Consider the following 12616-nt stretch of genomic DNA (forward strand, 5'->3'; position numbering starts at 1 on the left):
TATAACTGAAACGGAGGAGAAGCATTGATTCACTATCAAAATAGTAAAGACTTGTCCGCCGGGGATTTATCGCTCGTTTTCGCAAACTCCGGAATTAAACGTCCCTATCAGGATTTAGATCGGCTGCAAAAAATGATCGATAACGCAGACATTATTATCAGCGCTTGGGATGGCGATAAGTTAGTAGGCATTGCCCGTGCCATCACGGATTATGCTTATTGCTGCTATCTTTCGGATTTAGCTGTCGATCATGAATATCAGAAGCTTGGAATCGGGAAGACGCTGGTCGAGCAGTTAAAACATACGCTTGGAGATGAAGTATCTCTCGTATTGCTTTCCGCTCCTTCAGCCGTTGATTATTATCCACGTATCGGCTTCACTCATCATGATAAGTGTTACTTTATTGCCAGAGAGCGATGATCGTGCCGTATCCAAGCACATCCAGCTGGCTGTATGCGGGTACGATTGCCTACTCACAGGTTATCGATGATGTATTGGAAAGCATCGTGAAATAATAAACGATAAAATGAATGAAGGACTGTACCTGCATGCGATTCTCGCGATAGGTTACGGTCCTTTTTTCGTGTGTTTAGCCTTCCGCATAGTCAAAAATCGATGTATAATCATGGAAGATATGACAAGTTACAAGGATGTGTAAACCGATGAACTTTGTTATGACGCGTACGGTTCCCATACTAATATAAATTCGCTAGGCCGGGCTTTGATGAGGAATGGAATCAAGTGAGCCTTACGGATCCATTTGGCAATCGTCTTCACTTCTTCACGGCGAAATCATAATCATTTGAATAGACAGGGATTGGCATAATGGAGGCTGGAATATTGGATCAATTGACTTTGATTAGGGCAAGAGAAGTAGCCATTGCTGCAGCGTATGAAGCGGGACGGCTTACACGCGAGAGGTTTGGAAAGTTGAATCACGGTGTGGAGAAGGATGAATTCGGTGATATCGTGACGGAAGTCGATCATTTGGCTGAGAACATCATCCTGAACAAAATTCGGCGAGTGTTTCCAGCGCATAAAATTCGGTCAGAGGAATACGGCGAGAATGATCTGCAGAGCGATTGGATGTGGCTGGTTGACCCGCTTGACGGAACGAATAATTATGCTGTAGGTTTACCACTGTTTGGCATATCGATAACGCTGGCTTATAAACAATATCCTGTTCTAGCCGTAATCTATGAGCCGATGACGGATCGGTTGTACGTTGCAACTGAAGGGGAAGGCACGCTCTGTAATTCGCAGCCGGTGAGCATCAGCGGGGCAAAAGCATTTCAAAAAGCGAGAGTAGGCTGGATTCAAGGACATGCGGTTCAAAATGAACAACGGGCGGTCAAGCTAAGACATTACATAGACGTCAACACAAAACGGATGATGCGGCTTTGGGCACCGACACTGCAATGGACGATGCTAGCCAGAGGCGATTTGGATGCCATCATCGTTTATAATTCGGAAGGCGAGGATTTATATTCCGGAATTCTTATGGTGAAGGAAGCAGGTGGTGTCATCATCGATTATGACGGTCATTCCTTTACCGGCATAAACGAGCAGCCTTTTTTGATTGCATGCCAGCCCAAGCATCAGAATTATTTTATACAGATGGTTAAAGAAGGCTTGGCTTAACAGCATGATATCCATTACACGCATCTAGTACTGATACAGAAGAGTGGTGATCATTTTGAGAAAAACAATTAAAGCGACTGGCCGAACAGGGATAATATAAGGAGTGACTATATGGAAGAAGCGCTAATCGGCAGCTTTATTTCCGCGATGGCTACCGTGCTTGGTGCGGTACCGCTGCTCTTTGTCCAAAGCCTTTCGGAGAAATGGAAAGATGTGCTTATCGCGTTTACCGCCGGAATTATGGTATCCGCGTCTACCTTCGGCTTGCTTCCACAAGCTTTGAAGGAATCAGGACTAATCCCTTTAACCTTAGGACTGCTGATTGGCGTAATAACGCTTGACCTGCTCGAGAAAAACATTCCCCATATTGATGTGGAGCATAAGAGAGGAATCAACTCCTTTGATAACAAGTCGCTGCTCGTCATTTTTGCCTTATTCATCCACAATATTCCGGAAGGACTTAGCACGGGCTTTAGTTACGCAAGTATAAATGGCGGGCTCGGCCATATGGTAGCCATCGCTATCGGAGCGCAAAATATACCCGAAGGGCTTGTACTCGCGATATTTCTTATACATTCCAAGGTCAGCAAGTTCAAGCTTATGCTCATCGTTACCTTGACCGGTCTCATGGAAGTCTTATCCGCAATTGTCGGTTATTCTGCAGCAAGCTTTGTGGCCGGTTTGATCGGTTATGGGCTTGCATTTGCATCCGGAGCAATGCTGTTCATCGTTTATAAGGAACTAATACCGGAGACGCATGGACACGGCTATGAACGGTCGGCTACGTATTCCTTCATTATCGGATTGCTGCTCATGATTTATATCAGCCATTTCTTTGGTTAGTGTCCATAATAGATCTTCCCTTTTTCGGCAAAAAGCATAATTGTTCTGTTAAGTCTTGGTATTTGTCTCTTTATTCGTTTACAATGGACGAGTGCAGACACTTTACAGAGATCCGGAAGCGGCAGAGAAAGCCATTGCATAGTTGCTATCCGTATTTACAAGAGGGGAACGATAATCGATGGAAAAAAGGTATTCACGCGAATCAAAGTGCTACAAAACGGCAAGGGTATTTCCGCCGGACGTAAACAATCATAATACTTTATTTGGCGGTAAACTGATGGCTTACATAGACGATATTGCATCAATTGCGGCAACGAAGCATTGCAGACGTTCTGTTGTGACGGCCTCAACGGATTCCGTAGACTTTCTGCATCCGATTAGACCTACGGATTCGGTATGCTTAGAGTCATTTGTTACGTGGACAGGCCGCACCTCGGTAGAAGTATTTGTTAAGGTCATTAAGGAAGATTTGCTAAGCGGCGAACGCAAGGTCGCCGCAACCTCTTTCTTAACGTTCGTCGCATTGGACGAGAACCGCAAGCCCGTGCCTGTTCCGCTAGTCGTTCCAGAAACGGAGGAGGAGCTGAAGCTGTTCGAGACAGCTCCACACCGTGCGGAGATGCGCAGAATGAGAAGAGAAGAGAGTAAAAAATTCGCTGGATTTTTAACGGTGAAGCATCCTTGGGATTAATGATCAACAGCTAAGGGTAACTTATTAGAGTCCAGTTAAAGACCGCTACGGTATCCATTCCCGTAGCGGTCTTTATGCGATTGACGACAAGTTATCGCTGCAGCCTTAAATCAAGCCTGCTTCTTTTAAAAATTGACATAGGATTTTAAATTGTAAATTTTCTCGATCAGATATAGGTAAAACACAAGATGTTTCCACGGTAATAGCTCTCGCATTTAATAAGTTATTTGCTGCAGTACGACCCGAACCAGGTAATTTCTGCAAACGAATGGTAAAATGTCTTGATTCTTGAACGATAGAAACGGACATAAACCTAAAGACAATTCTATATTTGGTGATAAGGCGCATGAATGATTTTAAGAGCGATTTGACGTAAAATGCCAAAAACTCGACGAGAGAACGTGTGTTCCTGTTATGTGGAGGTATAAAATTACAATGAGGTTATATCTATAAGAATACGTTAAGGAGTAATTTCACTGCGCAGCGGGGAGAAAGAAGTAAGTAAGAAAATTCCCAAATAACTTATGTAAGGCAGCCCGTTAGAAATGGGCTGCCTTTGCTGCAGCTTAACAGCTTTTACCGTTGTTTTTGTTCGCTTTCTTCGGAATATCTCCGGCATCTCGGCTTTGTTTATCGCCAAATTGCTCGAGCCGGGATGGGCTTGCTGCCGGACCATCGTTATCGGGCTTATTGTTTCTTCCTGTCATTGTCATCACCTCCAGCAAGTATAGATTGAGCAGAGTAAGCTCATTTCATACTTGCGAGCAGGTACGATTGCCAGATGTCTTCACTTGAAATGATATTTATGCTACACTATAATATGTAGTGGAAGGAGGGGCCTATGGAAATTAAAAATTTTAAATACGGCGAGGTAGGCTTAAACCGTTTTTTTGGTTCTCTGGAAGCCAAAATAATGGACAATCTCTGGGAAGCAGATGAGCTAAGCATTAAGGAAGTCCAGCTCCGGCTCGAGAAGGAAAAGCCAGTCAACTTTAATACAGTCATGACGGTCATGAACCGTTTATTGGACAAAGGTATATTGGAAAAAAGATTAAAAGGCAGACTTTCGTTATTTCGCCCGATTGAGTCTAAGGAAGCGTTCATCGAGCAGCAATCTAAGCGATTAACGGAAAACCTTCTTGATGAATTTGGCGACGTTGTTATCAATCATATGATTGATGCGATCAAAGACGTCGATAAGTCACTATTGGATAAACTGGAAAATAAAATTCAACAATTAAAAAAGGATTCACAATGATGAGGTGGCAGCGAAAATCGACAATGGTCATGGCGCTCAGCCTTTTGATAGCCATTTTAGTTTGGAGTCAGATGGGGATGTACATAGCCCATCTCATTTTTGGCGTCAATCTGAAGGTGAACTTCTTCAAGTTTTGTATTAGCTTGTTTAAAGAGAATTCACTTTATTATTTTTTAGTCATCACTTTTCTGAATTCATTAATTGCATATGCGGTATTGATTTCAGTGATGAAGATCATCCAGCAGTACGTACAATCGAGACGGTTTAAAATAAAGCTTATGTCACTTAGAAATATCAATTTAACCGCCAGCATCATTCAGAATTTCCAGCCGATCAATCAAAATATTATCGTAATTGATCATAAACACGCGATGGCGTTTACGGCTGGTATCAGAAGGCCAATTGTCGTACTGTCCAGCGGATTGATTGAAATGCTTGACCATCAGGAGCTGGAAGCCGTTATTGAGCATGAATCGTTTCATCAAAGCCATTATGATTCTGCGAAAATATTTCTGCTGCAGCTCATATCGCAGTCACTCTGGTTTATTCCAATTACGAAGTGGGCGTATCATAATTTTAAGCTGATTACTGAATTGTTGGCCGATGAATATGCGATTAATAAAACCGGCTCTGAGCTTGGCTTAGGCAGCGCGTTGTTAAAATTGATAAAAAAAGGATTCAATGATAATCCCACACCTGTATTAGTGTACTTTTCAGACGGTGCAGTAAATTACAGATTGCAGCAATTAGTCGATCCTGATCAAGCGATACCAGTGAGGCTGGGTACAACCTCAATAATCATTTCTATTCACGTCCTGCTTCTATTTATGGGCATGATTATATTAGCTGTAACATGATTTTTTTGAAATCAAACACTACATAAAGTAGTGTTACGGGAGAGGGAAATATTTTATGAATGAGCACATCGGAATACATCAACAATCTGGATCATCGTATTTTTTGCTTTATACGGCTGCATTAATTTTATTACTGGCATTGATTAGTTATTGGTATGCTTCCAAATGGAATAAGGAAAATACAAGCCGTTTAAAGAAGGAAGAAAAGGCAGCCTTAAAGAAGAAGACGAAAAAAATACGTACTGCTGCACATATCCTTTTGAGCATCTCCGTATTAGTCATTATCGTTCATTTCGCAAAAGATTTAGGAAAAGAGTATGATGTAAAGTCTTTAAATTTTAAGGCAGCTATCGAAGTAACAGAGGACAAAAACTATGGCTCTGATCATTCGGATGAGCCCGTTCAATATGAAATGAAAATTCCGACCTCCGGGACACATAGTCCCCATGATTTGAAGTTTGGTTTCTACGCGGAAAAGCCGCCGTACGAGAAACTCGTTCATAATTTAGAGCATGGCGATATTATCATTTACTACCGTGCCGATGCCGATCCGAAAATAATCGAGCAGCTTAAATATTTTGTGAATTACAGAGAAGCGGGTGCGGGCATATTGGCCGTTCCAAATGAGGATATCCCTGCCGGTAAAGAAGTGGTCGTTACAGCTTGGACCAAAACGATGGAGCTAAGCGTCTATGACGATCAAAAAATAGGAACATTTATTTATGAATATATCAATGAAGGTCCTGAGAAAATCCCTGTGCAAATACGTGCCGGCGGCGGAACGATGTAAGATTTGGAATGAAAAGAATAGGGGAACAACAAAAAACCACTAGGCAAATTTAAGCTGACTAGTGGTTTCTTTCTTTGTTGATCAAAATTTCTGCTTCTATCGACATGACAAGGGGGTAGATTTATTTGATCATCCCACAGGCAATTCGATTTCCCGAGTTACCGGAAGGGTCCGTTACATAATCATCAGCTTTTTCATGAATGACTAATGATGTTCCTTCAGGTTTTAATAAAGAATGGGGCTTGCCTTGTTCGAGAGTAACGGTTTCACTAACGATCATCGTTTTTACTTTACCATCGGCTCCAACAAGGATGTTGGGCAAATCGCCTGCGTGGTATCCTTGGGGATTATGGAAACCGTGGAGTTTGCTTTGCGGGTTGAAATGCGGTCCTGCAGTCATGAAATCAGGACCATCGCATTGACCGATATTATGATAATGTATGCCGTGTATCCCTGGAGGAAGACTTTCGGCTTCAACGAGGATATACACTTTATTCGCTTTTTGGGAAAACTCGGCTGTACCAATGTTTTTTCCAGCACTATTAATTATATTAACTTTTAAAGCATCCGGATTGGATGTAGTCATTGCAGTTCCTAGCGTAAGGGCGGCTAACATCATACCGGCTAAAATAAAAATTCTCTTCATTTTATTCCTCCTGAATTCCGATTATTGGGACTAAGTTCCGTTAGAACAGGGATAGGCATTCACAATTTCACTGCACCAACCTATTTTTTACATGATTACTGTTTTTTAAACAGAAGGAGAGAGATGACGGGTTTCTGAAATAGCCAAAGGACTAAACGAATCCAAAAGATTGGACGAGCGGGCAGGAAACTGGTACACTTGTCAGGGTTGCTCCTTTTAAAGCGGTTTCAATTGCCAAACTTATAGGGGGCCCATCAGATTCCGCTTGCAGGCAGGAGTGTTACAAACGTTGAGAAAATATAATATTATTCGTCCGCTGATCCTGATTGTGATTGCATTGCTCGTTAAGAGCCTGGTTTCCAATCTTTGTATGGTGATGGGAATGGCTCCGGCGCCGGCAGAAAATATCGGTTTTATTGCCATGATTGTCGCCGCACTCATTATTTATTCTAAAGTTGTCCGGAATCGACGCAAATAACGAAGAAACACCGACTCGGATTTGAGAGTCGGTGTTTCTTCGTTATAGCTTTCAGCTGACATCATTATTACATCTTAGTACATATTCACAAAACTCGTATTTTGTACATATGTCTGTAAATCGATTAAATCCCCCGTGTGGCAATCATGTGCAGCACCTGTCGGAGTACAAGAACGAATTAGTAACCTTTAATGCTGTCTTTGGTCGAGAAACGCTGCAAACGCCCGTTTCAGGCAAATGGAGCTTCACTTCCCGTGCCGAGTCCCAGTCGCCTGTTAAAGCTGCTACTACACTTCTAACTTGCTCGTAACCCGTAGCAAGTAAAAATGTAGGTGCACGTCCGTAGCTCTTCGCCCCTACGATATAAAATCGATGCTCCGGCTGGCTAAGTTCAGCTTCTCCATGCGGCCGAACTGTACCACAGCTGTGAATGTTAGGATCAATGAGATCTGCCAGCTTCGGTACGCACTCAATGGATGAATCAGCTGCATATCGAAGTTCTCTGATGAATGAGAAATTCGGCCTTGCTCCCGTAGCAGCAATAATCTCATCCACTCCATTAATCGAAGCACCGGCTCCAATTAGGTTTAACTTCTCACCCTCTTGTTCGAGACCATGGATATAAAATGGTGTATGGACATTTACTAATCCTTCTTTCACAAGTTTCGCCGCACGTGATCCAAGTTCTCCTCTAGCTGGCAGTCCATCAAGCTCACCGCCTCCAAAAGCGTCCTCAATGGATTGTTTTCTTAAAACCCAATGAATATTCGTTGCAGGATTTTGGAGCTTCAACTCATGCAGCAATAGAATCGCATGGATGGCTGAGTGTCCGCTACCGACGACAGCTACTGTTTTACCAGTGTAACGCTTTGCATTTGCACCTTTAATATCTGGAATACCATAATGAATATGTGAGCTGTAATCAGCCTCTTGAGCTGCATAATCACCACTAGCTCCAATTGGATTTGGTGATTTCCATGTACCTGTAGCATCAATTACGGCAGAAGTCTCCACACGATAGACAACGTTATTACTTTCATAAATGACTTCAAAAGGTACATTCTCCCTTCCGGCCGTTTTCATTTTATCAAAACCCTTTCGGTGAATGGCTACAACACGCGCCTCCGTCTTAATGTTCTGCTTTAATTTACTGAGTTCAGATAATGGATACAAATAATGATCAAATAATTGTTTTCCGGTTGGCAGCTCCTCTTTAGGAGGTGCTATCCAACCTGTTTCAGTAAGAAGCTCTGATGCTGCAGAATCGATGTTGAATTCCCATGGAGAAAACATTCGGATGTGGCCCCATTCCAATACAGAAGCTCCAACTGATGTTCCCTGCTCCAACAAAACAAACGGAATCCTTCTTTTTGTTAATTGAGCTGCGGCAGCCAAGGCCACAGGTCCTCCTCCAATAATAGCTACTGGTAATTGATTTTTCATTTTAACTCCTCCTCGAATTCGATTACACTCTAAGTGACGGTCCATTTGATCAAATAGATGCATTTATTTTTTTGTAATACTCTGCGTCCTTTCACGAGAAGATAACGTCAGTACTAGAAAGAAGAACTTAAAGAGGTGCAGAACATGGAAATCGTTCAAGTGTGGCAGCTTTTTCATCAACCTTTGAAGCAATTTGTGATCAATCGTACTGGAGATCCTCTTGCTGCCGATGACATTGTGCAGGATACGTTTATCAAAATTCATTTAAACATAAAAAACCTTAGGAACAACGAGAAGATAAAACCATGGGTCTATCAAATAACGCGAAACGCTATTATTGATTATTACAGGCGCGAACGATCTTTCGAAGAACTTCCCTTCAACCTTCCTTCCACTGAAGAAGAAATCGAAATCAGTACCCAGCTAGCATCCTGTATAAAACCGATGATCGAACAATTGCCAATTAAGTACCAAGAAGCGCTTACGATAACCGAGTTGCAAGGCTATACACAAGTCCAGCTAAGTAAGCAATTAGGCATTTCTCTTTCTGGTGCAAAATCAAGGGTACAAAGAGGCAGGTTAAAACTTAAGGAACTGCTACTTGCGTGCTGTCATGTTAATAAAGATCTTTTGGGGCATATACAGGATTACGATATCAAAGACCGTCTCCAAACAGAATCATGTACTTTCTCTTGCAATTGCGACTTATAAACTGCGTCTTATTTCAATTTCTCTCCGTCTTCATGAACGTTACAACAATATATGAAAATGGAGGAGTACAAAATGAACAAAGACAACACATTTCAAGGTTCCGACAACTGCTACGGTGGACCGGCCCCAAAAAACACACAATCTTGCTGTATAGCAGATGCAGATGCGAAGTTAGCAGGCAAAGATGGGTGCGGTTGTTCAACTGAGACACCGAGTAATCCTATAATCGTAAAGAGCACTTGCTGGGGGTAAGCGTAATTCAGTGGGGTCTAACCAAGACCCCTTTTTTTAAGATGTTTAACGACATATTTAGCATCAGAACCTACACCTCGAATTGTTGCTGAAGCAAAGGAACGTTGACCGGATAAGCCTAGATAATATAATCCAGGTATCGTGCTGCTCAAACCTCCTTTTTGAACGGCATACCCTCGATCATCCAATGCTCCCTCAACTCCATAAAGATATGGAATAATGGGTTTAAAACCTGTGGCAAAAATGATACTGTCTACTTTTTCTTTCGTTCCATCCGACCATATGACCCCTTCCGAATAGAACCTTTTGAACATATTTCTCTGTTGCAATTGACCATTCCGTAGCTTTTGTTTAAATCCACCTACATCAATGGCTCCTCCCGGACTTCCTACCGTCACTCCGAACCGCCAAAAAGGAAAAGCATCGTACCCTATGATCTTCATCCAAAAATGAACGTCTCTTCCAAGTAATCTTTGAGGTACTAATTGAACAGGCTGAAGCACTGCAAGAGTAGTGATTGAAGCCCCTTCACTGATCTCAGCTCCTATCTGCACAGCTGAATTACCTCTGCCCACTACGATAACTCGCTGGTTACGGTAGGAATTTGGTTTCCGGTACTGAGAAGAATGAATTATTGTCCCTTTAAAGTCTTCACCTCCCTCCAGTTTTGGAACGAATGGCTGATTAAATGAACCTGTAGCGCAAATGATGTTTTTAGTTCTGTATACCCCACCGTCTGACGCATGCAAGTAGAAAAGCTCGTTTTTTTCCACTCGATCCAACCGAACATTAAAATGTATCGGAAAGTTATTGTGCTTGGCATACATTTTTAAATAGGAGATGACTTCATCCCTTGTCGGGTAGATATCAGCTTTTAATGGGAATAGCATACCTGGCAATGAGGAATAGCACGCAGGCGAAAATAACCTCAGGTTGTCGTAGTATTGTGGCCAAGATCCAGTCGGTTCGGCATTCGATTCTAAGATGACATAATGAAGTCCATTTTTCTTCAAATGATATCCTGCAGCAAGACCTGCTTGCCCTGCTCCAATAACTATTACATCATATACTTCACTCATAATATCTCCTTAACCAACAAATTTATTTGCAATTTGCAAGTATAAGATTAAAAGATATGGAGTAATCTCATTACCCCATAGGTGTACAGCACATTTTTGATTTTTGCATGCTTGTGTTTAGTAATTGTAAGGACCGTATGACAGTATCCTTCTCAAATTCATTCATGAAGGAAAAGACTTCGTCTAAATAATCGTTCATCATTTTTTCAATTGAGCCCGCCACAAACTTCCCTTCGGTTGTCAGTGTTAACAGATATACTCTGCCATCTTCAGGAGAAGCACTTTTCTTCACTAAGTTCATCTTTATTAAGGATTGAATCTGTCGACTAAAGGTCGTAATATCCAAACCAAGCGTCTCTGCAACCTTTTGCATGGAAGGCAAGTTCTGGCGACCAATTTCTATTTAGCCCCTATTTAGACTTGGACAGTACACCCCTTACTTAGATACAATGAAATCAAGCGGAGGGGAACGAGATATGAAGAAGAAACAGTACGACGCTATTTAGCCCCTATTTAGACTTGGACAGTACACCCCTTACTTAGATACAATGAAATCAAGCGGAGGGGAACGAGATATGAAGAAGAAACAGTACGACTTAAACTTCAAGAAAATGGTTGTAACCAAGGGGAAAGAGATTGGCAATATGACTGCGGTAGCGCGTCAACATGAGCTTGACCCTAAGATGGTTCTCAGGTGGGCCAGAGATTTGAACCGTAAGGATCTGGATCAGTTAGACGGGAACAGTGTAAAGCAATCCAAGTTTATTCCTACCGCAGAAGACTATGCACAATTAGAAAAAGAGAATGAAAAACTGAAGAAGCTCTTTGCGGAGCAARCGTTAGAGAGGGACATTCTCAAAGACCTACTAAAAAAAACGAACCCGCACTTGCGGTTAAAATAGAGATTGCCCAGAAATATATCGGACAAGGTCATAACATCAGCTTGGTGCTGCGCGTATTGGAGGTCGAACGATCCTCGTATTATGCACATATAAGTAGAGATCAGCAAGAAGCAAAAACCATCCATAGGGTCGGTCGCCCCGCACCTGGTTATTCTTATAGACAAGACGGCGAGCCCGTTAGCGATGAACAGATTTGTGAATGGATCACTGAATTCCTGGCAGGAGAAGGCGCAGCGTACGGTTATCGTAAGCTTACGGTGCTTCTTAGAAGACGCTATACGCTGAAGATCAACAAGAAGAAAGTATACCGCCTGTGCAAGCTCATGGAAGTGCTTCGTCCACAGCGCAAAATCAACATAAAGTATCCCAAGCGACTGGCAAATAATCGCCTAATAACCGACTCAAATCAGTTGTGGGAGGTTGATATTAAATATGGATGGATCCATGGTGAGCAGCGATTCTTCTTCCTTATGAGCATTATTGACGTGTTTGATCGTGCCATCGTCGCCTATCATATTGGACTGACCTGTGAAGCCAAACATCTCGTTCAGATCACGCAGGAAGCGCTCATGAAGCGCCAGCTCTTTGATGAAACAGATAAGCCTGTCATACGTTCCGATAACGGCCCACAGTTTATCAGCCATCGATTTGAAGAGGCATGTGCGGAGTTTGTCATGATCCACGAGCGTATTCCGCCTAAAACACCAAATAAAAACGCTCATATTGAATCCTATCATGCCATCATAGAACTTGAGTGCTATCGTCGCCATGAATTTGAGTCCTATCCACAGGCCTATGAGATCGTTAGTCAGTTTATTCAAGATTACAACCGCATTCGTCTGCATGGCAGCATCTACGACTTCTCTCCATACGAATATATGAAGGCGCTTAAGGATGGGACTATGAAACCCAAGCAAGTTAAAGTCTAGCGCGGTTCAATTCAAAGAAAATGGAAGCAATTTAAAGTAATTCTTTGATCAATGTCGAATAAGAGGTGCAGTGTCCACAATAAGGGTGTTTAACCG

15 protein-coding genes and 1 pseudogene are annotated in these 12616 nt (G+C 42.3%); 11 read left to right on the plus strand and 5 right to left on the minus strand.

Features of this window, described 5'->3' with window-relative positions:
- The first annotated feature begins 24 nt into the window (after window positions 1-24).
- From ASG81_RS19025 to ASG81_RS19040, 4 genes are all read left to right on the plus strand, one after another.
- Complete coding sequence (locus ASG81_RS19025) at window positions 25-420, plus strand: GNAT family N-acetyltransferase (RefSeq protein ID WP_056637651.1); 396 nt, start codon at window positions 25-27, stop codon at window positions 418-420.
- A gap of 420 nt (window positions 421-840) precedes the next feature.
- A complete protein-coding gene (locus tag ASG81_RS19030) occupies window positions 841-1641 on the plus strand; it encodes an inositol monophosphatase family protein (protein WP_056637654.1) in 801 nt (266 codons plus the stop codon).
- A 111-nt stretch (window positions 1642-1752) separates the two neighbouring features.
- Window positions 1753-2484 (plus strand): ZIP family metal transporter, encoded by a 732-nt coding sequence (locus ASG81_RS19035; protein WP_056637657.1) that lies wholly within the window; start codon window positions 1753-1755, stop codon window positions 2482-2484.
- 178 nt (window positions 2485-2662) lie between these two features.
- Window positions 2663-3175 carry an acyl-CoA thioesterase gene (locus ASG81_RS19040; RefSeq protein WP_056637660.1) on the plus strand — a complete coding sequence of 171 codons (513 nt, stop codon included), beginning with the start codon at window positions 2663-2665 and terminating at the stop codon, window positions 3173-3175.
- Between the two features lie 566 nt (window positions 3176-3741).
- On the opposite strand, the gene ASG81_RS32150 is transcribed toward ASG81_RS19040, so the two are convergent.
- A complete protein-coding gene (locus tag ASG81_RS32150; RefSeq protein WP_200961545.1) occupies window positions 3742-3882 on the minus strand; it encodes a hypothetical protein in 141 nt (46 codons plus the stop codon).
- A 134-nt stretch (window positions 3883-4016) separates the two neighbouring features.
- Here ASG81_RS32150 and ASG81_RS19045 point away from each other — a divergent pair, with 134 nt between their 5' ends.
- The 3 genes from ASG81_RS19045 to ASG81_RS19055 are packed head-to-tail and all read left to right on the plus strand — an operon-like array spanning window position 4017 to window position 6080.
- Entirely contained in the window at window positions 4017-4433 is a 417-nt protein-coding gene (locus ASG81_RS19045) for a BlaI/MecI/CopY family transcriptional regulator (RefSeq protein WP_056637663.1), read from the plus strand.
- On the plus strand, window positions 4430-5290 hold the full coding sequence (locus ASG81_RS19050) for a M56 family metallopeptidase (RefSeq protein WP_081417419.1): 861 nt from the start codon (window positions 4430-4432) through the stop codon (window positions 5288-5290). Before ASG81_RS19045 ends, ASG81_RS19050 begins: the two co-directional genes overlap by 4 nt.
- Before the next feature lie 55 nt (window positions 5291-5345).
- On the plus strand, window positions 5346-6080 hold the full coding sequence (locus ASG81_RS19055) for a DUF3105 domain-containing protein (RefSeq protein ID WP_056637669.1): 735 nt from the start codon (window positions 5346-5348) through the stop codon (window positions 6078-6080).
- Between the two features lie 121 nt (window positions 6081-6201).
- On the opposite strand, the gene ASG81_RS19060 is transcribed toward ASG81_RS19055, so the two are convergent.
- On the minus strand, window positions 6202-6726 hold the full coding sequence (locus ASG81_RS19060; protein WP_056637672.1) for a superoxide dismutase family protein: 525 nt from the start codon (window positions 6724-6726) through the stop codon (window positions 6202-6204).
- Window positions 6727-7015: 289 nt separating this feature from the next.
- Between ASG81_RS19060 and ASG81_RS19065 the strand changes: the two genes are divergently transcribed.
- The gene (locus tag ASG81_RS19065) at window positions 7016-7204 is read left to right on the plus strand and encodes a hypothetical protein (RefSeq protein WP_056637675.1); all 189 of its coding nucleotides are present in this window, start codon (window positions 7016-7018) and stop codon (window positions 7202-7204) included.
- Window positions 7205-7348: 144 nt separating this feature from the next.
- Here the strand turns inward: ASG81_RS19065 and ASG81_RS19070 are convergent, their stop codons facing one another.
- Entirely contained in the window at window positions 7349-8647 is a 1299-nt protein-coding gene (locus ASG81_RS19070; RefSeq protein WP_056637678.1) for an NAD(P)-binding domain-containing protein, read from the minus strand.
- Window positions 8648-8791: 144 nt separating this feature from the next.
- On the opposite strand from ASG81_RS19070, the gene sigZ reads away from it, so the two are divergent.
- Window positions 8792-9358 carry an RNA polymerase sigma factor SigZ gene (gene sigZ, locus ASG81_RS19075; RefSeq protein ID WP_056637681.1) on the plus strand — a complete coding sequence of 189 codons (567 nt, stop codon included), beginning with the start codon at window positions 8792-8794 and terminating at the stop codon, window positions 9356-9358.
- 269 nt (window positions 9359-9627) lie between these two features.
- Here the strand turns inward: sigZ and ASG81_RS19080 are convergent, their stop codons facing one another.
- Together ASG81_RS19080 and ASG81_RS19085 are read right to left on the minus strand one after the other, a co-directional pair.
- On the minus strand, window positions 9628-10689 hold the full coding sequence (locus ASG81_RS19080; protein ID WP_056637684.1) for a flavin-containing monooxygenase: 1062 nt from the start codon (window positions 10687-10689) through the stop codon (window positions 9628-9630).
- A 70-nt stretch (window positions 10690-10759) separates the two neighbouring features.
- Window positions 10760-11089, minus strand: a pseudogene (locus tag ASG81_RS19085) (MarR family winged helix-turn-helix transcriptional regulator); the annotation flags it as partial.
- 175 nt (window positions 11090-11264) lie between these two features.
- Between ASG81_RS19085 and ASG81_RS19090 the strand changes: the two are divergent.
- The gene (locus ASG81_RS19090; RefSeq protein ID WP_056637687.1) at window positions 11265-11591 is read left to right on the plus strand and encodes a transposase; all 327 of its coding nucleotides are present in this window, start codon (window positions 11265-11267) and stop codon (window positions 11589-11591) included.
- Window positions 11592-11635: 44 nt separating this feature from the next.
- Window positions 11636-12520: an IS3 family transposase gene (locus tag ASG81_RS19095; RefSeq protein ID WP_235548934.1), complete on the plus strand. Its 885-nt coding sequence runs from the start codon at window positions 11636-11638 to the stop codon at window positions 12518-12520.
- Window positions 12521-12616: the final 96 nt, after the last annotated feature.

Origin of the sequence: Paenibacillus sp. Soil522 (assembly GCF_001428245.1) — a bacterium.
Classification (GTDB): Bacteria; Bacillota; Bacilli; order Paenibacillales; family Paenibacillaceae; genus Pristimantibacillus.